Genomic DNA, 19337 nt, shown 5'->3' with positions numbered 1-19337 from the left:
AGAGTGGCTGGGGATGGTCGTTTAGAGGGTCAATAAACGGAACAACGCGATCTTGTTGATCTCTGCCAGTGCGCACTTGAACTCGGTCTCGACCGGGTTATGGATGCGCGTTTCAAACGCGGCGAGGATCTGATGCCGGTTGCTGCCTTTTACCGCCATGATGAAGGGAAACTTGAACTTGGCCTTGTAGGCGTCGTTCAGCTCGGTGAAGCGCGAAAACTCGTCGCTCGAGCATTGGTGGATACCGGCGCCAGCTTGTTCATGGGTACTGGCTTCGGTCAGTTGGCCCTGGACGGCAGCTTTGCCGGCCAGGTCCGGGTGAGCGTTGATCAGGGCCAGTTGCCTGGTGTGATCGGCGCTCAATAGGATATCGCTCATGCGCTGGTGCAGGGTTTCGATCTCATCGATCGAGGCGTCCTGGCCCAGGTCGAAGGCCTTTTCGGCCACCCATGGCGAGTGTTCATAGATATCGGCGAAGGCTGCGACAAATTCGTCGCGGCTGAGGGCCGATGGCTTCAAGGTTTGGAAAGCAGTCATTTGGCGGCTCCCTGGAAAGGGTGTACGTCATGCCAGTGGCGGGCAATGTCGACGCGGCGGGTGAACCACACCTGGTCATGGCCCTTGGCGTATTCGATAAAGCGCTTGAGTGCGGCCAGGCGCGCCGGGCGGCCGATCAGGCGGCAATGCAGGCCGATGGACAGCATCTTCGGCGCCTCGGCACCTTCGGCATACAGCACATCGAACGCGTCCTTGAGGTACTCGAAAAAGTCGTCGCCCTTGTTGAAACCCTGGACCTGGGTGAAGCGCATGTCATTGGTGTCCAGGGTGTAGGGGATCACCAGGTGCGCCTTGCCGGTCGGGTTGTTCGGTTCCCAGTAGGGCAGGTCGTCGTCGTAGGTGTCGCAGTCATACAGGAAGCCACCTTCTTCCATCACCAGCCGCCGCGTATTCGGGCCGGTGCGCCCGGTGTACCAGCCCAGTGGGCGCTCGCCGGTCAGCTCGGTAAGGATGCGGATGGCTTCGAGCATGTGCTCGCGCTCCTGGGCCTCATCCATGTACTGGTAGTCGATCCAGCGGTAGCCGTGGCTGCAAATCTCGTGACCGGCGGCGACCATCGCACGGATTACATCGGGGTGACGCTGGGCGGCCATGGCCACGGCGAAGATGGTCAGCGGAATGTCGAATTCCTTGAACAGCTTGAGGATGCGCCACACGCCGGCACGGCTGCCGTATTCGTACAGCGACTCCATGCTCATGTTGCGCGCGCCTTGCAGCGGCTGGGCCGAGACCATTTCCGAGAGGAAGGCTTCCGACTCTTTGTCGCCGTGCAGGATATTGCGCTCACCGCCTTCTTCGTAATTGAGTACGAACGACAGGGCGATACGCGCCTTGCCCGGCCAGTGAGGGTGCGGTGGGTTACTGCCGTAACCGATCAGGTCGCGTGGGTAGTCAGCGCTCACTGCAGTCTTCCTTCTTGTTCGTGATCGATGGTGTGGCGGCCGTTGCGTCACAGCGATGGGCTGATTGTATACAACTTAATGGTCACTTTGTAAGCCTGTATTTCTGCATTTTTTCCAAGTGGTCGTGCCGGCCTATCCTTGCAAGAAACTTGCCCGACTGGTCAACTAAATCTCAAAAACCTGCGGCACCGCTTTAGTGTAGGAGCGGGCTTGCCTGCGATAGCGATCTTCCTGTAACCGCACTGCTCGCAGATACACCGTCATCGCCGGCAAGCCAGTGCCCATTGGGGAAGAGGGGGGTTGTTGAATTTATTGTGTACAATTTTTTTGAAAAGTGTCTTAATCAGCCATCGCCGGCTTTTTCAATGCCCCACAAAGGTGCGGCCTCTTATTAATCGATGACACGGGAGCTCCAATCCATGGGACGACTGACCACACACGTACTGGACGCCGCCCACGGCTGCCCAGGCAGCGCCATCAAGGTTGAACTGTACCGCGTCGAGGGCGCGCAACTGGAGCTGGTCGCCAGCGCCCTGACCAACAGCGACGGCCGTTGCGACGCACCGCTGCTGCAAGGTGACGACTACCGCAGTGGGGTCTACCAGTTGCAGTTCAGTGCCGGGGATTACTACCGCGCCCGTGGTGTGCAGCTGCCGGAACCGGCGTTTCTCGATGTGGTAGTGCTGCGTTTTGGCATCAGTGCCGAACAGGATCACTACCATGTGCCGCTGCTGATTTCGCCCTACAGCTACTCCACCTACCGCGGTAGCTGAGTCGTCGCCTCGCTTCACACCCCCAAATGCTCTTCGTTGGTTTCGCCCGCTCACACTGCGGGCTTTTTTTTGCCCGCTCTGTAGGAGCGAGCTTGCTCGCGAAAAACGTCAACGATAACGCGTGTTGTCTGGCTACACGCGGCGCTCTCAAGTTCTTCGTCGGAGCGCCGCCCGGAGACAAGCTCGCTCCTACACGGCGTCAGGAAGACACTAGCCCCTGAGCAGCGATGCCGCCCCGGCGCTGCCAAACAGCCCGGCGCTGAAGCGGTTGAACCAGCTCTGGCCCTTGCCGGTGCGCAGGTAGCGCGCGGCGCCGTGGGCACCCAGGCCGTAGGCCAGCTTGCATAGCAGGTCAAGCACGGTCCAGGTGGCGATCATGATCAGCAGTTGCGGCAGGAACGGCTGCTGGCTGCTGAGAAACTGCGGCAGGAAGGCGGCGAAAAACAGAATGTCCTTGGGGTTGCTGGCGCCCAGCACAAAAGCCCGGCCAAACAGTGCACGAAAACGCGGCACGGGGGCTGCGTCCGGCACCACGGCGCCCTGGGACGGCAGGCGCGATTGCTGCCAGCTCTGCCACGCGAGGTAGAACAGATACAGCGCACCGACGATCTTCAAGGCGCTGAACAACTGCTCCGACGCCAGCAACAAGGCCCCCAGGCCCAGGGCCGAGGCGCTCAACAGGCAGATCGAGGCAAACACCCCGCCAAGAAACGCCGGGTACGAACGGCGCAGGCCGTAGTTCAGGCTGTTGCTGATCATCAGCAGCGACAGCGGCCCCGGAATCATGATCACGATCAAAGCAGCGCCGCTGAACAGCAGCCAGGTTTCCACGCTCATTACATTCCTCCATACATGCAAAAGCCCCACCCAAGGGTGAGGCGGTTTTCGCCGGCTTCCGAGTTACAGGAAGATAAACTTGGCGATGAAAATCGCGCACAGCACCCACAGGCTGATGGAAATCTGCTTGTACTTGCCCGTGCCGGCCTTGAGGGCCACGTAAGTGATAAAGCCCAGCGCGATGCCGTCGGCGACCGAGAAGGTCAGGGGCATCATGATTGCCGTGACAATCGCCGGAATGCTGTCGGTGGCGTCGTCCCATTCGATATGGGCCATGCCGCTCATCATCAGCATCGCCACATAAATCAGCGCACCGGCCGTGGCATACGCAGGAATCATGCCTGCCAGCGGGGCGAAAAACATCGCCGCTACAAACAGCACGCCCACGGTCACGGCCGTAAGCCCGGTGCGCCCACCGGCCGCCACGCCCGCGGCGCTTTCCACATAACTGGTCACGGGCGGTACACCGACCACTGCGCCAAACACGCTGGAAGCACTGTCGGCTTTCAAGGCCCGCGACAGGTTCTCGATCTTGCCGTCGGCATTGACCAGGCCCGCCCGCTGGGCAACGCCCATCAGGGTGCCGGCGGTGTCGAACATGTGCACAAACAGGAAGGCGAATACCACACTGATCATGCTGACGTTGAACACGCCCATCACGTCCATCGCCATCCAGGTCGGCGCCAGGCTCGGCGGGGCGGCAACGATGCCCTGGTACTGCACCAGGCCCAGGCCCCAGCCGGCCAGGGTGACCGCAATGATGCTGATCAAGATTGCGCCGAATACCCGGTGGTAACTGAGGATCGCGATCAGCAGGAAGCACACGGCCGCCAACAGCGGGGCCGGTTCATGCAGGGAGCCGAGCTTGATCAGGGTGGCGGGGCTGGCCACGATGATGCCGGCGGTTTTCAGGCCGATCACCCCCAGGAATAGACCCACCCCGGCGCCCATGGCGTGGCGCAGGCTTACCGGAATGCTGTTGAGCAGCCATTCGCGGATGCGCGACAGCGTCAGGATCATGAACAGCACGCCGGAGATAAACACCGCACCCAGCGCGGTCTCCCAGGTGTAGCCCATGGTGCCGACCACGGTGTAGGTAAAGAACGCATTCAAACCCATGCCCGGCGCCAGGCCTACAGGCCAGTTGGCGTACAGGCCCATCAACAGGCAGCCGAGGGCTGCGGCGATGCACGTCGCGACAAAGGCGGCGCCGTGGTCGATGCCCGCGTCGGCCATGATGTTGGGGTTGACGAAGATGATGTAGGCCATGGTGATAAACGTCGTAAGGCCGGCGATCAGTTCGGTCTTCACTGTGGTGCCATGCAAGCTGAGTTTGAACAGGCGTTCCAGCCAGCCCTGCTTTGCGGTCGAAAGGTGGGGCGGACTGAGGTCCAGGGTCGGGGCGTCGGATTTATGGCTTTCCACAGCAAGTACTCCTCAAGAGTTTTATTGTTATTTCCAGCACCGGACACTGGGGTGGGCAGCGGTGCTTTGAGGTACCAGCGGGCTTTGTTGACCATCAGGTCAGGAACTCGCACGAAGCGAATTATGCTTTTGTATACAAAGAAAGCAAATAATGTTTGCGATTATGTGTGCAAAAAAGATGAAAGGCCAATTTCAAGGCAGGGTCAGGGCCTTGTTCACTGCCAGCCAACCCATCACCGCCTCTTCACCGGCCTCGGCGAAGGCGTGCTGCAGCAGCTTGACCTGTTCGCGGCGCAAGGACTGTTCGAAGCGTTGGCCTTCCTCGGTCAACTGCAACAGGCGCTTACGTTTGTCAGCGTCCGAGGCAACGCTGTCGACCAGCTGCATTTCCTGCAATTGGCGCAGCGGCATGTTCAGCGCCTGCTTGCTCACCCCCAACAGCTCTAGCAGTTGCTTGACGCTCAAGGCGGGGTAGCGGGCGATAAAAAACACGATGCGCTGATGCACCCGGCTCAAGCCCCGACGCTCCAGCATTGCGTCGGCCTTGGCGGTAAAGGCCTGGTAGCCGAAGAAAAACGCTTCCATGGCGGCTTGCTGCGAAGTCTGGTTTTTAAGGTCAAGCATATTGACGTATCTACCTTGGGCGTCGTAATTTCGGTCAACCAGTTTGACGTATTTTCCCCAGGCTTTGCTACCGGTGACCCTATGGCTTTCTCTGAACGTGTTTCGCGCCTTAAAAGCTCCTTGATCCGTGAGATCCTCGCGGCGGCCCAGCGCCCGCAGGTGATGTCATTTGCCGGTGGCCTGCCCGCCGAAGCCATGTTGCCGACGCTGGATTGGCAAGGCATGCCGCCGGCCATGGGCCAATACGGCATGAGCGAGGGCGAGCCGCAATTGCGCGAGTTGCTGGCCGCCGAGGCGCGGGCGCTGGGGGTGGCTTGCGAGGCCAGCCAGGTCCTGGTGGTCAGCGGCTCGCAGCAAACCCTGGACCTGGCGGCCAAGTTGTACATCGACCAAGGCACGCAAATCCTGCTGGAAGGCCCGACCTACCTGGCCGCCCTGCAGATCTTCCAACTGTTCGGCGCCGATTGCCTGACCGTGGAGCTGGAAGCCGACGGCCCGGACCTGACGGCGCTGCGCAGCAATCTGGAACGCCATCGCCCGGCGTTCATCTACCTGATCCCTACCTTCCAGAACCCGTCGGCGGTGCGCTATAGCGAAGCCAAGCGCGATGCCGTGGCGGCGCTGCTCGATGAATTCGGCGTGACCCTGATCGAAGACGAGCCGTACCGCGAGCTGACCTTTGATGGCGGCAGCGCCCGACCGATTGTCAGCCGCTTGCGCAAGGCCAGTTGGATCTACACCGGCACCGTCTCGAAAACCCTGCTCCCGGGCCTGCGGGTCGGCTACCTGATCGCCAGCCCCGACCTGTTCCCGCACCTGCTCAAGCTCAAGCAGTCGGCGGACCTGCACACCAACCGCGTCGGCCAATGGCAGGCCATGCAGTGGATCGGCACCGAGCGCTACCAGCAACACCTGGTGCAACTGCGCAGTTTTTACCGTGAGCGTCGTGATGGGTTCCAGGCGGCATTGACGCGCCACTTCGAGGAACTGGCCGACTGGCAAGTGCCCCAGGGTGGATTATTCTTCTGGCTGACCTTGAAACAGCCCCTGGATACCCGCACCTTGTTGGCACCAGCGCTCGACCAGGACGTGGCGTTCATGCCCGGTGAACCGTTCTTTTCCGAGCCGGACCAGCACCACGGGCACCTGCGGCTCAATTTCAGCCACATCGACCCGGTACGCCTTGACGAAGGTCTCAAGCGTCTCGCGGCGGTGATCCGTCAAGCACAGCGCGCGCAAGCGGCATAAGGGGAGCTTCATGTACAAGGTTTATGGCGATTACCGTTCGGGCAACTGCTACAAGGTCAAGTTGATGCTCAACCTGCTTGGCATCGCGTATGAGTGGGTCAATGTCGACATCTTGAACGGCGACACCCAGACCGCCGAGTTCCTGGCGAAGAACCCCAACGGCAAGATCCCGGTACTGGAGCTCGAAGACGGCACCTGCCTGTGGGAGTCCAACGCGATCCTCAACTTCCTCGCCGACGGCAGCGAGTTCCTGCCCACCGAACCGCGCCTGCGCACCCAGGTGTTGCAGTGGCAGTTTTTCGAACAATACAGCCATGAGCCGTACATCGCGGTGGCGCGGTTTATCCAGTTTTACCTGGGGCTGCCGGACGATCGGCTGGAGGAGTACAAGACTACCCATAAAGGCGGCTACAAGGCCTTGAGGGTCATGGAGAAACAGCTGCAGGCCACGCCCTACCTGGTGGGCGATCAATACTCGATTGCCGATATTGCGCTGTATGCCTACACCCATGTGGCCCATGAGGGTGGTTTTGACCTGAGCCCCTATCCGGCCGTGCAAGCCTGGCTTGCACGCGTGGCCAGCCATCCCCGGCACGTGCCGATGCTGGACTGATAGGCACCACCTAAATGTGGGAGCGGGCTTGCTCGCGAAAGCGGAGGGTCAGTTGATGAATAATTGACTGACACACCGCTTTCGCGAGCAAGCCCGCTCCCACATTTTGACCGCGTTGTTTGTCAGATCGCGGCGAAGCGCTTGTCCAGGTAGTCGATGATCACTTTGGAGTCATACATCCAGGTGGTCTGGCCGTTTTCTTCGATACGCAGGCACGGCACCTTGATCTTGCCGCCTTGGGTAAGCAAGGTCTGGCGGTCCTGCTCGTTGTTCTTCGCGTCCTTGAGCGCCACCGGTACATTCAGGCGGTGCAGGGTGCGGCGGGTCTTCACGCAGAACGGGCAGGCGTGGAATTGGTAGAGGGTCAGGCCCTTGGCCGCTTCATTGACCTGTGCCTGTTGCTCGGCAGGGCGCTGTTTTTTGCGTGGGCGGGTAAGGAAGTCGCCCGCGATGATGACGTGGCCGAGGCCCACTCGAAGTGCTTTGACGAACATGGCTGAAACCTCTTGCCCATGACAGAAGGGGCCGCAGCTTACCTGATTTCCACAGGCGAAAAAAAACCGGCGATGAATGCCGGTTTTTTCTTACGCAGCCTGTTACTTGATCAGGCTGAGAAACTCGCTGCGGGTTGCCGCGTTTTCGCGGAACTCACCCAGCATCACCGAGGTGATCATCGACGAATTCTGCTTCTCCACACCGCGCATCATCATGCACATGTGCTTGGCCTCGATCACCACGGCAACGCCCAGGGCACCGGTCACCTGCTGGACCGCTTCGGCGATCTGGCGGCTGAGGTTTTCCTGGATCTGCAGGCGGCGGGCATACATATCGACGATCCGCGCGACCTTCGACAGTCCCAGGACCTTGCCGCTGGGGATATAGGCGACATGGGCCTTGCCGATGAACGGCAGCAGGTGGTGTTCGCACAGCGAGTACAACTCGATGTCCTTGACCAGCACCATTTCGCTGTTGTCGGAGCTGAACAGGGCACCGTTGGTGACCTCTTCCAGTGTCTGCTCATAGCCGCGGCAAAGGTACTGCATGGCCTTGGCGGCACGTTTTGGCGTGTCGAGCAGGCCCTCGCGGGAAACGTCCTCGCCGATTTGGCCGAGGATTGCGGTGTAGTTTTGTTCCAATGTCACAGGACTGTTTCCGTATGGGTTTCAGAACGGTACGGTGTATGCCTGTACCAATGTGAAGCGGTACGCCAGCGAGCGGTCGTGCAGCGTCGCCAGTGATTGGCGCACATAGTAGCGTAGGTATGCCGAGAGGTGTAATTCCCTGGAATGCGGGGTTTGCATTCGTGGCGAGGGGGCTCGTCCCCCGGTGGGCTGCGAAGCGGCCCCAAAACCTGGCGCCTCGGTGTATCTGATAAAGCGCAGTGGGCCTTATAGAGTGGGGCTGCTTCGCAGCACAGCGGGGGACGAGCCCCCTCGGCACAGATGAACCTTTCCCAGGTCATTCACTCGTCACGCCCTTCAAGCATCGTGCGCTTGAGCATCACATACACCGCACCGGCGCCACCATGGCGCGGTTGGCAGGAGGTGAACCCGAGCACTTGGGCATGTTGGCGCAGCCAGGTATTGACGTGACTCTTGATCATCGGGCGCTTGCCGTCCAGGCGCACGGCCTTGCCGTGGGTCACGCGTACGCAGCGGATTTCGAACTTGGTGGCTTCGGCAAGGAACGCCCAGAGGGTTTCCCGGGCCTTTTCCACCGTCATGCCGTGCAGGTCGAGGCTGCCTTCGAAGGGGATCTGCCCGGCCTTGAGCTTGCGCACCTGGCTTTCCTGGACCCCGTCGCGGGACCACATCAACTCGTCCTCGGGGCCGACGTCAATCACGAACTGGTCCGATAGGCCGTCCACCGTGGTGGCATCCGTGCGCACCGTGGCCGACTGGCGCAGCTTGGCGATCTGCGCGCGGTCGGTCTTGGGTTTGCCGGTATCGGCGCGATCGTGCTTGATCGGCTTGACGCCGCGCAGCTCGTTCTTGAATAGGGAAAAATCGTCGTCTTGCATGTCAGCCTCCGCGCGGGGCGGGCAGTTTACCCAAATCGAGGCGGTTGATGCGGGACAAAACGCTATCAGTGTTCCCTCAATCGTGCTTTTTCATCAGGTGCGAGGCGATGTTCAGCGACAGTGGCTGGCGCATACGGCGCCGGCAACGGCGCCACAGCCAGACGCCCAGCCACAGGATCAACAGCCCGCTGACCAAAAGTACCGCCGCGCCACCCGGGCTGGCATTGAGTTCGCCCAGCGCGGGCGAATGACCGAACAGACCGGCAGCACCGGCCAACGAAAGCAGCAAGCCACACAACGCCAGCAGCGCGGCAAATGCCACGCCCAGGCGCAGACGCCAGTTGCTCGGGCCCTTGGGGCGCAAGCGACGAGCGTCAAAACCATCGGATATCTTCATTCCGACCTTTCCTCCAGGGTATCGGCCCTTCGACCGGAAGTTAAACAACTTGTTCCGGGCTGGGAGGCAATTGCGGTAAATGACAGGCTTTAGCGGATGAGCGGGGCCTTTGCGGTGGCCGCGCCGCTCATCGACAGGGCGACCAGATCAGATCAGATCTTGGGTCAGGGCCAGGGTGGCGAAGTTGTCGGCCATGATGGCCATTTCTGTCTGCTGTACATGCTCGGCGCTGAGGATGCCGCCTTTGTAAGGCAGGTCGCGGGTCGCGCAGGCGTCTTCGACCAGGGTGCAGCGAAAGCCCAGGTTCTTTGCCGCACGCACGGTGGTGCTGACACTGGAGTGGCTCATGAAACCGCAGACGATCAAGTCCAGGGAGCCGAGCTCCTGCAGGGTTTTTTCCAGGAGCGTGCCATGGAAAGCGCTGGGCAGCAGCTTGCCGATGATGGTTTCGTCGTCTTGTGGCTCCAGGCCGGGAATAAACTCGCCGCGCTCGCCCTGAGGGTCGAACAGGCCACCAACGGTGCCCAGGTGACGCACATGCACGATGGGCCGCCCGGCCTTGCGTGCGGCAGCGCTCAGTTGCTTGATGTTTTCTACTGCGGCGTCCATGCCCGACAGGGCGAGCGGGCCGCTCAAGTATTCTTTCTGGGCATCGATGATCACAAGGGTCGCGTGGCTCAAATTGGCCGGTGCGTAACCGCGACCGCTGAGTTGAAACATCGTCTTTGGAACGGACATTCTGGGGCTCCTGTGAGTGGGGCTTTTGCGACATTGTCCTCTGGCTGAGCGGTTCTGTGAATCGCTACTAACGTAAGGTGCGCCGTTGTTGGCCTACAGCCCTGTCAAGAGGGGCTGCTGTGTAACAGAAAAACCTTGAATCAGGTTGGATCTGACGTTTTGCAAAGGTTTTTCATACATCGTCCGTACAGCTTAAGGCTGTTAGAATTGCCAGTCGTTTTTTCCTGGAGCTTGCCCCGTGATCACTTCCCGCCTGCGCACCTTGCGCGACCATATCCGTTGGGCTGTCAGCCGTTTCCATGGGGAAGACCTGTTTTTTGGCCATGGTACCGACAATGCCTGGGATGAAGCCCGGCAATTGGTGTTGGGTGCGCTGCACCTGCCTTGGGAAATTGCCGACAGCTACCTGGATTGCAACCTCGAAGAAGAAGAGATTTCCCACGTACAGCGCCTGCTGCATCGCCGTATCCACGAGCGCGTGCCCACCGCCTACCTGTTGAAAGAAGCCTGGTTCTGCGGCATGTCGTTTATCGTCGACGAGCGCGTGTTGATTCCGCGCTCACCGATTGGCGAGCTGATCGAAAACCGCTTCGAGCCCTGGCTGGCCCAGCCGCCGGCGCGCATCCTCGACCTGTGCACCGGCTCCGGTTGCATCGGCATTGCCTGCGCCTACGAGTTTCAAGAGGCCGAGGTGGTGCTGGGGGACTTGTCCTTCGAAGCGCTGGAAGTGGCTAACCAGAACATCGAGCGCCATGGTGCCGACGAGCGCGTGTACACCGTGCAGGGTGATGGTTTCGACGGTTTGCCCGGCCAGCGCTTTGACCTGATCGTGTCCAACCCGCCGTATGTCGATGCCGAAGACTTTGCCGACATGCCCGATGAATACCAGCACGAACCCGAACTGGGCCTGGCCTGCGGTGACGACGGCTTGAACCTGGTGCGCCGGATGTTGGCCGAAGCGGCCGATCATCTGACCGAGAAGGGCTTGTTGATTGTCGAGGTGGGCAACAGCCAGGTGCACGTTGAGGCGCTGTACCCGGAAGTGGATTTTGCCTGGCTGGAATTCCAGAACGGTGGCCATGGCGTGTTCATGCTCACGGCGGAGCAGTGCCGGGCGCATCAGGCGGTGTTTGCCGCCAGGGTCTAGCCCGGACCACGTAGGAGCTGGCTTGCCTGCGATGCAGACTACTCGGTGTATCAGCTACACCGAGTTGATGCCATCGCAGGCAAGCCAGCTCCCACATTTGATTTGGTCAGTTAAAGCGTGTTGTCAGCGGTGCGTCGCAATCCAGATCAACAGCCCCGCCTGGAACACGGTAAACGCCACCAGGCAGGTGATGGTGAAGCGCAAGCCGCTGTCTTCGCGCTTGAACTTGATGACCTTTTCTTCTTCGTGGCGCAGTTTCACTTCCTGTTCCGCCAGGTTCTGCTCAGCCTGTTGCAGCATCTGCGCCGCCTCCAGGATTTCCACGAACTGCACCTTCTCGGTGTTCCAGCTGTCCAGCACTTCGCTGACCTTGCCCGGCTGCACGTGCCCTTTGAGGTGCTGCACATCGGCGTAAGCCACATCAAAACCCTGGATCCGCAAAAAGTGATCGCGGCGCAGGCGGGTGGCTTCGTTCAGCGCGTCTTTGTTTGCCAGGTCCACACCGTCGACGCGATAGTGCGACCACTTCTTCTTCGCCCACGCGGCGCCCTGGGCCACCAGGAAACGACCGAGGCCACGGTTGGCCGGCTCGATTTCCAGGCTGTTGCCCGGGCCAAAATGCACGCGGTGGGTGGCGTGGTCGACCCACACATCCAGGTGATTCTGTTCGCGCCGCACCCGTTGGGCGGGCAATTGGATGACCATGCGCAGCAGGCTGTGGTCCTTGTTGTTGCGTTCGGCGTAGCCAAATTGCACAAAGCGCAATGGCCGGGCGCCGGTCACGCGGTCAGTGGCCAAGGGCGCCAGGCGCAGCATCTTGAAGTGTTCGGCCTCAACCTCCGCCCACGGCAGAGCCGCCGCAGCCGCCGCTTCGGTTTCGGCGGTGCTCTCGGCGGGAGATTCCGGTACTGCTTCGGTGTTCGTCATTCGGCGCGATCCTGTCCAAGCCCAGCGAGTCGACAGTCTTTTTGCTGTCGACCCTGTGCTTATCGGCCGTTTTCTCCAGGACTGGAGGGTAAATAGTGGGTTATCGGGGGCGAAGTCCGTCGATAAAGCTCACCAGGCGCCTGCCCAACGCGTCGGCGAGGGGCAATTGTGGGTTGTTGTAGGAGCTCAACTGTTGTTTCACATCGTTGGGTACGATGCGCATGACGTGGTTCATGCCGGGAATCACCGCCAGCTCGGCGTCGGGTTTGGCCTGCTTGAGCTTTTCGGCATCGGCCACTCCCACTTGCAGGTCGGTGGTGCCCTGGACAATCAGGGCCGGCATGTTCAGGCGAGCGAATGCCGCCGCAGGATCTGCGCGAAACAGACTGATCAGATAAGGCTGCACGCTGGGGCGGAAAATACCCTGCAGTGGGTCGGGCACATCGGCATCGACCTGGCCGGCCTTGAGTCGGTCGAGGATCTGGTTACTGCGCAGCAGCAGGGCCGGTGGCAGGTGATCGGCCAGTTGCTGGCGGATCACCTGGTCCACCGGGCGGGCACTGCCGGACAGGGAAACCACCCCGGCGGGGTCGAGCTCAGGGGCGGCCAGGGCTGCGACCAAGGCGCCTTCACTGTGGCCCAGCACTATCAGGGGCCCGAAACGCGGATCGGCCTTGAGGGATTTGCCCCAGGCCACCGCGTCGGCCACATAGGCATCCAGCGTCAGGTTGCGCTCATCGGGCGTGGCCTTGAGGCTGGCGGCCACGCCGCGCTTGTCGTAGCGCACGCTGGCAATGTTGTGGCGGGCCAGGACCCAGGCCAGGCGTTTGAGGCTGTCGTTGCGTGCCCCTTCGGCGCTGTTGCCGTTGCGATCGGTGGGGCCCGAGCCCGCAATGATCAGCACCACGGGCATGGGCTTGGCGGATTGCGGCAGCAGCAACGAGCCAAACAACTCGCCGCTGCCGGTGTCCAGGCTGATGGGGCGTTGCAGCACCACAGGGGCGGCGGCGTGGGCGGCGGTACAGATCAGGGTGAGGGTAAACAGTAAAACTCGCAGCATCATCGCGCCATCATGAGGAAGGTGCCGGTTGGACCAACGTCTACCGGGAAGGTTTCGAGGATGAACTACTGGGTGAGCCTGCGTATACTGGCGCGCTTAGTTATCACGGTTGAGTTGATTCAACTGATTTCACGGAGCGCTCTGCATGTCCGGCAATACCTACGGCAAGCTGTTCACTGTCACCACCGCAGGCGAAAGCCATGGTCCGGCGTTGGTCGCCATTGTCGACGGCTGCCCGCCCGGCCTTGAGCTGTCCCTGGACGACCTGCAGCGCGACCTCGACCGCCGCAAGCCCGGCACCAGCCGCCACACCACCCAGCGCCAGGAGCCCGACGAAGTCGAAATCCTCTCCGGCGTGTTCGAAGGCCGCACCACCGGGTGCGCCATCGGCCTGTTGATCCGCAACACCGACCAGAAGTCCAAGGACTATTCGGCGATCAAGGATCTGTTCCGCCCGGCCCACGCCGACTACACCTATCACCACAAATACGGCGAGCGCGACTACCGTGGCGGTGGCCGCAGTTCGGCGCGGGAAACCGCGATGCGCGTAGCTGCCGGGGCCATCGCCAAGAAGTACCTGGCGACCCAGGGCATTGTGGTTCGTGGCTACATGAGCCAGTTGGGCCCGATCGAAATCCCGTTCAAGACCTGGGACAGCGTGCAAGACAACGCCTTCTTCAGCCCCGACCCGGACAAGGTGCCGGAACTGGAAGCCTATATGGACCAGTTGCGCCGTGACCAGGATTCGGTAGGCGCCAAGATCACCGTGGTCGCCGAAGGGGTGATGCCGGGCCTGGGCGAGCCGATCTTCGACCGCCTGGACGCTGAACTGGCCCATGCGCTGATGAGCATCAACGCGGTCAAGGGTGTGGAAATCGGTGCCGGTTTCGCCTGCGTTGCCCAGCGTGGCACCGAGCATCGCGATGAACTGACCCCGCAAGGCTTTGTCAGCAACAACGCTGGCGGCATTCTTGGGGGCATCTCCTCCGGCCAGCCGATCGTGGCGCACCTGGCACTCAAGCCGACATCGAGCATTACCACGCCGGGGCGTTCCATCGATGTGCATGGCAACCCGGTGGACGTGATCACCAAGGGCCGCCATGACCCTTGCGTGGGCATCCGCGCCACGCCGATTGCCGAGGCAATGATGGCCATTGTGCTGATGGACCACCTGCTGCGCCACCGTGGGCAGAATGCCGATGTGTGTGTAAGTACCCCGGTGCTGGGCCAGCTGTGACGGTCTGACCGTGACAGCACTCCCGTACTGGCGACTTTCCAGCTTCTATCTGTTCTATTTCGCCCTGCTGGGGGCGACGGCGCCATTCCTGGCGCTGTATTTCCATCATCTGGGGTTCTCCAGCGCGCGCATTGGCGAGCTGGTAGCGATCCCGATGCTGATGCGCTGCGTGGCACCCAATATCTGGGGCTGGCTGGGGGACTACACCGGTCGGCGCCTGGCCATCGTGCGGTTTGGCGCGGTGTGCACGTTGCTGAGTTTTTCGCTGATCTTCGTCAGCCAGAGCTACGCCTGGCTGGCGCTGGTGATGGCCCTGCATGCGTTCTTCTGGCATGCGGTGCTGCCGCAGTTCGAGGTCATCACCCTGGCGCATCTACGCGGCCAGACCTCACGCTACAGCCAGGTCCGCCTCTGGGGCTCGGTGGGTTTTATCCTCGCCGTCGTTGCCCTGGGGCGGCTGTTTGAAGCCCTGAGCCTGGACATCTACCCGGTGGCAATCGTGTTGATCATGGCCGGCATCATCGGTGCCAGTTGGTGGGTGCCCAATGCCCAGCCGACGTCCACCGGGGAGCGCGGGGCCGGCGACGGCTTCCTGCGGCAATTGCGCAGCCCTGGTGTGCTGGCGTTCTATGCCTGCGTGGCCTTGATGCAAATGAGCCACGGCCCGTACTACACCTTTCTTACCCTGCACCTGGAAAGCCTCGGTTACAGCCGTGGTGTGATCGGTTTGTTGTGGGCCTTGGGCGTGGTGGCAGAAGTGTTGATGTTCATGGCCATGAGCCGGATTCTCACGCGCTTCTCGGTGCGCCGGGTGCTGGCGGCGAGTTTCCTGCTGGCGGCGTTGCGCTGGTTGTTGCTGGGTTCGTTCGCCGAGTTCCTGTGGGTGCTGCTATTTGCCCAATTGCTGCATGCCGCGACCTTTGGCAGCTTTCATGCGGCGGCCATCCAGTTTGTGCAGCGCAGCTTCGGTGCACGCCAGCAAGGCCAGGGCCAGGCCCTGTATGCGGCGCTGGCCGGCACCGGCGGCGCGCTGGGCGCCTTGTATTCCGGTTATAGCTGGAACCAACTGGGGCCGACCCTGACCTTCAGTATCGCCAGCCTCGCGGCCCTGGCCGCCGCGTTGCTCATGCTGCTGCGCTTGCCCGAGGAACGGCCGTGAGCCCGGCCCATCATCTGCAGACTCTTACCGCCCGAGGACCCCTTCTATGAGCATTCTCTTCGTTTATCACGTTGCCACCCCGGACACCCCGAACAAGGTCCTGACCCACGCTGACGACATTGCCTCGACCCTGGCCGAGCACGGCGTGGGCTTCGAGCGCTGGCAGGCCAACACCCGCGTCGAGGCCGGTGCCAGCGCGGCCGAGGTGACGACGGCGTACCAGGGGCCCATCGACAGCTGGATGACCGCCCAGGGCTACGCGCACGTAGAGGTATTGAGTGTGAGCCGCGAGCATCCGCAAAAGGACGCCGTTGCTGCGGGTTTGCGCGATGAATATCGCCACGATGCCGATGAAATCCGCCTGTTCGCCGCCGGGCGAGGGCTGCTCGGCCTGCACATCGGCGATTACATCTTCACGGTACTCTGCGAAAAACACGACCTGCTGCGCATCCCGGCCGGCATACCGCGCTGGTTTGACTTGGGGGAAGAACCGCGTGTGGTTGCCATCAGCCTGTTCCAGACGGCCGCCGGGGCCGTGGCGCAAGTAACCGGCAGTGATATCGCCCAAGCGTTCCCCGGATTGGATGATTGATCCAAGTTCGCTTTTCACAAACTTATTCAATACGCCGAAGTTGGATAAGTTTGTGGGAATGGGCTCTATAGTTTGTAAGTTATAGCTATTTGTCTGTGGGTCGATGTGTTAATTCCAGGCTTTATGTAACTCTCCCGTCGCTGTGTATTTATCTGTCAATAGGAGGAGTCCGAATATTGGCAGTGCAATTCAATAAGAGACGGAGAGGTATGCATGAGCAGCCCAGATGAGTCGATCCCATCCGTGGCGCCTGCGGCAAACGAGGCCTGTGAACAGGCGTCCGACCACAGGGCAGATGGCGCACAACTGGCGTTGCCGAACAAGCCGCTGACTGCCAAGGAACTGGAAATATTGCATTGGGCCACGGAGGGCAAGACCGTATGGGAAATCAGTCGGATCCGTTGCGTCTCACAAGCCACGGTAAAATTTCACCTGCGCAATATCTACTGCAAGCTGCGCGTCAACAACCGGGTCCAGGCGGTGAGCGAGGCGATCAAGCGCGGTTTGTGCAGATAAAAAGGCCGTGAAGCCTGACGGCTTCACGGCCCTGGAAAACAAACCGGTACTCAGGCCGAGTGGTAGGTCGGCAGGGCAAAGCGGTGCTGGCTTTGCAGCATCGAAATCTGCGGCAGCTCGCTGGCCTGTTCTGCCAGGTCACGACGGATGGCGCTGATGACCCACGTCAGTTGGTCGGCAGTGTGCAGCTGCTGGTACGAAATCGAGCGTTTGATCTGCTTACCCTCGGTGTTGCGCAGGGTCAGCAGGATGCCACCGTCAGGACGCGCTTGGGTGGTGACGTCGTAGTTGGAGAATACAGAAGCGAATTTGTCTTGGATCAGGCTCATGTCTATCGGCTCCATTGGCTCGTGTTGTGCGGCATGGAGTGATAGGTGCAGTGATTGTGCCAGTATTGCTTTTTATAAAAAATCCTTACAAATCAGCATCTTATAAAAAATTGAATTTTTCGGTTTCGTGCAATATGCATGAATGGCCATCGTGCATCCTGCATTTTGCGCTATTGGCCGGTGACGAACGGTGCTGCTCGGCACTGCGCTGTGGGATACAAAACATTGCAAATCCTGCGTGTACAGCCAAGGAATGGCTGACGTATTTTCCTGAAAGGCATTCAGGAACGGTCCTACGTCCCATGACGGCCTGCAGACCCTACGAATAATAAGAAAAAGGACTTCTGTACATGAGCAATCCGAACAGCGAGATGATTACCCTCGGCATGATGTTGCGCAAGGTGCCGACCATTGTCCGGGCCCTGCCACGCCTGGTACGGGGTATCCGCGTCGCCAACATCACTGACCCCGATCAACCCTGCGGGTTGGGCTGGACCTTCGAACAGGCCACCCAACGCAACCCCGAGGGCGCGGCGCTGCTGTACGGCGACCAGGTGCTCAGTTACCGCCAGGCCAACCAGCATGCCAACCGCATCGCCCATCACCTGCAAGCCCAGGGCATTGGCAAGGGGGATGTGGTCGCGCTGTTTATTGAAAACCGTCCCGAACTGCTGCTGACCGTGCTGGCGGTGGCCAAGGTCGGCGGCATCTGCGCCATGCTCAACACCGCGCAAACCCAGGCAGTGCTGGTCCACAGCCTGACCCTGGTAGACCCGGTGGCGATTGTGGTCGGCGCGGAGCTGGCCGAAGCCTACGACGCCGTGCGCGGGCAGGTGGCGATTGATCCTCAGCGCACCTGGTACGTTGCCGAACAACCGGCGGCGCCGGTGCCCGCGGGCTATGTCGACCTGATGGCTGCCAGTGCGGACTGCTCGCCGGATAACCCCGCAAGCAGCCAGCAGATCTACTTCAACGACCCATGCTTCTATATCTACACCTCCGGCACCACCGGTTTGCCCAAGGCTGGCATCTTCAAGCATGGCCGCTGGATGAAATCCTCGGCGAGCTTCGGCACCATCGCCCTGGACATGGGGCCGGAGGACGTCGTGTATTGCACCCTGCCGCTGTACCACGCCACCGGGCTTTGCGTGTGCTGGGGTTCGGCGATTGCCGGCGCGTCGGGGTTTGCCATCCGCCGCAAGTTCAGCGCCAGCCAGTTCTGGGACGATGTGCGCAAATTCAACGCAACAACCCTGGGATATGTCGGTGAGTTGTGCCGCTACCTGATCGACCAGCCGCCAAGCCCGCGCGACCGCGACAACCGTGTGGTGAAGATGATCGGCAACGGCTTGCGCCCCGGGGTGTGGGGGCCGTTCAAGGAGCGCTTTGGCGTCGAGCATATCTGCGAGCTGTATGCGGCCAGCGACGGCAATATCGGTTTCACCAACGTGCTGAATTTCGACAACACCATCGGCTTTTCCCTGATGCACTGGGCGCTGGTGGACTACGCCCACGACACCTGCGAACCGATCCGTGGCAGCAATGGCTTCATGCGTGAAGTGCAGAAGGGCGGGCAGGGCCTGCTGCTGGCCAGGATCGACGACAAGGCGCCGTTCGATGGCTACACCGACCCGGAAAAGAACCGCAAGGTGGTCTTGAGCGATGTCTTCGAAAAGGGCGATCGCTATTTCAACACCGGCGATCTGCTGCGCAGCATCGGCTTTGGCCATGCGCAGTTCGTCGACCGCCTGGGCGACACCTATCGCTGGAAGGGCGAGAACGTTTCCACCACCGAGGTGGAAAACATCTTTATGCAGCACCCGCATATCACCGAGGCGGTGGCCTACGGTGTGGAAATCGCCAATACCAACGGCCGCGCCGGGATGGCCGCGATTACCCCGTCCGAGTCCCTGGCAACCCTGGATATGCGGGCGCTGTTGCAGTTCGCCCTGAGCCAGATGCCGGCCTATGCGGTGCCGCTGTTCCTGCGGATCAAGGTCAAGATGGAAACCACTGGCACCTTCAAGTACCAGAAGGTGCGGCTCAAGGAAGAGGCGTTCGACCCAGCCAGGGTCGGTGATGATCCCCTCTATGCCTGGCTGCCAGGCACGGATGCCTATGTGCCTGTGACCGAGCAGGTGCTGGTGGATATTCAGGGCGGAAAATATCGCTACTGACGGTGGGTGATAGAGCCTGACTATTGCGGCTTTCGGCAAAAAAGGGGTGACAGGCGTG

The 19337-nt window shown here is 60.9% G+C and carries 22 protein-coding genes; 9 read left to right on the top strand and 13 right to left on the bottom strand.

Translation table 11 applies throughout. The annotated features are described in order from the left end of the window. Positions 1-21: 21 nt before the first annotated feature. Together uraD and puuE are read right to left on the bottom strand one after the other, a co-directional pair. Complete coding sequence (uraD, locus tag HKK57_RS01165; protein ID WP_029300384.1) at positions 22-537, bottom strand: 2-oxo-4-hydroxy-4-carboxy-5-ureidoimidazoline decarboxylase; 516 nt, start codon at positions 535-537, stop codon at positions 22-24. Continuing rightward, the gene (gene puuE / locus HKK57_RS01160; RefSeq protein WP_029300381.1) at positions 534-1460 is read right to left on the bottom strand and encodes an allantoinase PuuE; all 927 of its coding nucleotides are present in this window, start codon (positions 1458-1460) and stop codon (positions 534-536) included. The genes uraD and puuE overlap by 4 nt, the downstream gene beginning before the upstream one ends. A gap of 419 nt (positions 1461-1879) precedes the next feature. Between puuE and uraH the strand changes: the two genes are divergently transcribed. Next, positions 1880-2233, top strand: a complete 354-nt coding sequence (uraH, locus tag HKK57_RS01155) for a hydroxyisourate hydrolase (protein WP_092235056.1) — start codon at positions 1880-1882, stop codon at positions 2231-2233. Positions 2234-2443: 210 nt separating this feature from the next. Here uraH and HKK57_RS01150 read toward each other — a convergent pair whose 3' ends face one another. The 3 genes from HKK57_RS01150 to HKK57_RS01140 form a co-directional block, all read right to left on the bottom strand. Next, entirely contained in the window at positions 2444-3070 is a 627-nt protein-coding gene (locus HKK57_RS01150; protein WP_169389670.1) for a LysE family translocator, read from the bottom strand. Positions 3071-3133: 63 nt separating this feature from the next. Beyond that, complete coding sequence (locus HKK57_RS01145; RefSeq protein WP_186350907.1) at positions 3134-4465, bottom strand: NCS2 family permease; 1332 nt, start codon at positions 4463-4465, stop codon at positions 3134-3136. 222 nt (positions 4466-4687) lie between these two features. Beyond that, on the bottom strand, positions 4688-5119 hold the full coding sequence (locus HKK57_RS01140) for a MarR family winged helix-turn-helix transcriptional regulator (RefSeq protein WP_070995354.1): 432 nt from the start codon (positions 5117-5119) through the stop codon (positions 4688-4690). Between the two features lie 81 nt (positions 5120-5200). Between HKK57_RS01140 and HKK57_RS01135 the strand changes: the two genes are divergently transcribed. Together HKK57_RS01135 and HKK57_RS01130 are read left to right on the top strand one after the other, a co-directional pair. Then, positions 5201-6367, top strand: a complete 1167-nt coding sequence (locus HKK57_RS01135) for an aminotransferase-like domain-containing protein (protein WP_169389669.1) — start codon at positions 5201-5203, stop codon at positions 6365-6367. Between the two features lie 10 nt (positions 6368-6377). Further along, entirely contained in the window at positions 6378-6980 is a 603-nt protein-coding gene (locus HKK57_RS01130; RefSeq protein WP_070995352.1) for a glutathione S-transferase family protein, read from the top strand. Positions 6981-7102: 122 nt separating this feature from the next. On the opposite strand, the gene HKK57_RS01125 is transcribed toward HKK57_RS01130, so the two are convergent. From HKK57_RS01125 to HKK57_RS01105, 5 genes are all read right to left on the bottom strand, one after another. Continuing rightward, positions 7103-7474, bottom strand: a complete 372-nt coding sequence (locus HKK57_RS01125; protein ID WP_029300369.1) for a glutathione S-transferase N-terminal domain-containing protein — start codon at positions 7472-7474, stop codon at positions 7103-7105. 102 nt (positions 7475-7576) lie between these two features. Then, on the bottom strand, positions 7577-8122 hold the full coding sequence (gene folE / locus HKK57_RS01120; protein WP_029300367.1) for a GTP cyclohydrolase I FolE: 546 nt from the start codon (positions 8120-8122) through the stop codon (positions 7577-7579). 320 nt (positions 8123-8442) lie between these two features. Beyond that, on the bottom strand, positions 8443-9000 hold the full coding sequence (locus tag HKK57_RS01115; protein ID WP_029300365.1) for a Smr/MutS family protein: 558 nt from the start codon (positions 8998-9000) through the stop codon (positions 8443-8445). Between the two features lie 76 nt (positions 9001-9076). Further along, positions 9077-9397 (bottom strand): hypothetical protein, encoded by a 321-nt coding sequence (locus HKK57_RS01110; protein WP_029300363.1) that lies wholly within the window; start codon positions 9395-9397, stop codon positions 9077-9079. A gap of 147 nt (positions 9398-9544) precedes the next feature. Then, positions 9545-10135 (bottom strand): cysteine hydrolase family protein, encoded by a 591-nt coding sequence (locus HKK57_RS01105; protein WP_029300361.1) that lies wholly within the window; start codon positions 10133-10135, stop codon positions 9545-9547. Positions 10136-10373: 238 nt separating this feature from the next. On the opposite strand from HKK57_RS01105, the gene prmB reads away from it, so the two are divergent. Then, the gene (gene prmB / locus HKK57_RS01100; protein ID WP_029300359.1) at positions 10374-11282 is read left to right on the top strand and encodes a 50S ribosomal protein L3 N(5)-glutamine methyltransferase; all 909 of its coding nucleotides are present in this window, start codon (positions 10374-10376) and stop codon (positions 11280-11282) included. A 123-nt stretch (positions 11283-11405) separates the two neighbouring features. On the opposite strand, the gene HKK57_RS01095 is transcribed toward prmB, so the two are convergent. Next, a complete protein-coding gene (locus HKK57_RS01095) occupies positions 11406-12209 on the bottom strand; it encodes a hypothetical protein (RefSeq protein WP_169389668.1) in 804 nt (267 codons plus the stop codon). Between the two features lie 100 nt (positions 12210-12309). Further along, complete coding sequence (locus tag HKK57_RS01090) at positions 12310-13272, bottom strand: alpha/beta hydrolase (protein WP_169389667.1); 963 nt, start codon at positions 13270-13272, stop codon at positions 12310-12312. 142 nt (positions 13273-13414) lie between these two features. Here HKK57_RS01090 and aroC point away from each other — a divergent pair, with 142 nt between their 5' ends. The 4 genes from aroC to HKK57_RS01070 all read left to right on the top strand — a co-directional run bounded on the left by aroC (position 13415) and on the right by HKK57_RS01070 (position 16773). Then, positions 13415-14506 (top strand): chorismate synthase, encoded by a 1092-nt coding sequence (gene aroC / locus HKK57_RS01085; protein ID WP_070995350.1) that lies wholly within the window; start codon positions 13415-13417, stop codon positions 14504-14506. A 10-nt stretch (positions 14507-14516) separates the two neighbouring features. Beyond that, positions 14517-15665, top strand: a complete 1149-nt coding sequence (locus tag HKK57_RS01080) for an MFS transporter (protein ID WP_070995349.1) — start codon at positions 14517-14519, stop codon at positions 15663-15665. Between the two features lie 46 nt (positions 15666-15711). Further along, a complete protein-coding gene (locus tag HKK57_RS01075) occupies positions 15712-16257 on the top strand; it encodes a 1,2-dihydroxy-3-keto-5-methylthiopentene dioxygenase (protein ID WP_169389666.1) in 546 nt (181 codons plus the stop codon). A 213-nt stretch (positions 16258-16470) separates the two neighbouring features. Further along, positions 16471-16773 carry a response regulator transcription factor gene (locus HKK57_RS01070; RefSeq protein WP_032867617.1) on the top strand — a complete coding sequence of 101 codons (303 nt, stop codon included), beginning with the start codon at positions 16471-16473 and terminating at the stop codon, positions 16771-16773. A gap of 50 nt (positions 16774-16823) precedes the next feature. Here the strand turns inward: HKK57_RS01070 and HKK57_RS01065 are convergent, their stop codons facing one another. Further along, positions 16824-17102: a DUF3509 domain-containing protein gene (locus HKK57_RS01065; RefSeq protein ID WP_029300345.1), complete on the bottom strand. Its 279-nt coding sequence runs from the start codon at positions 17100-17102 to the stop codon at positions 16824-16826. 350 nt (positions 17103-17452) lie between these two features. Between HKK57_RS01065 and HKK57_RS01060 the strand changes: the two genes are divergently transcribed. After that, positions 17453-19279: a long-chain-acyl-CoA synthetase gene (locus HKK57_RS01060; protein ID WP_169389665.1), complete on the top strand. Its 1827-nt coding sequence runs from the start codon at positions 17453-17455 to the stop codon at positions 19277-19279. The last annotated feature ends 58 nt before the right edge of the window (positions 19280-19337 follow it).

It is taken from the genome of Pseudomonas sp. ADAK21, assembly GCF_012935735.1.
Lineage (GTDB): Bacteria > Pseudomonadota > Gammaproteobacteria > Pseudomonadales > Pseudomonadaceae > Aquipseudomonas > Aquipseudomonas proteolytica.
This window is presented reverse-complemented; position numbering and strand designations above follow the sequence as displayed.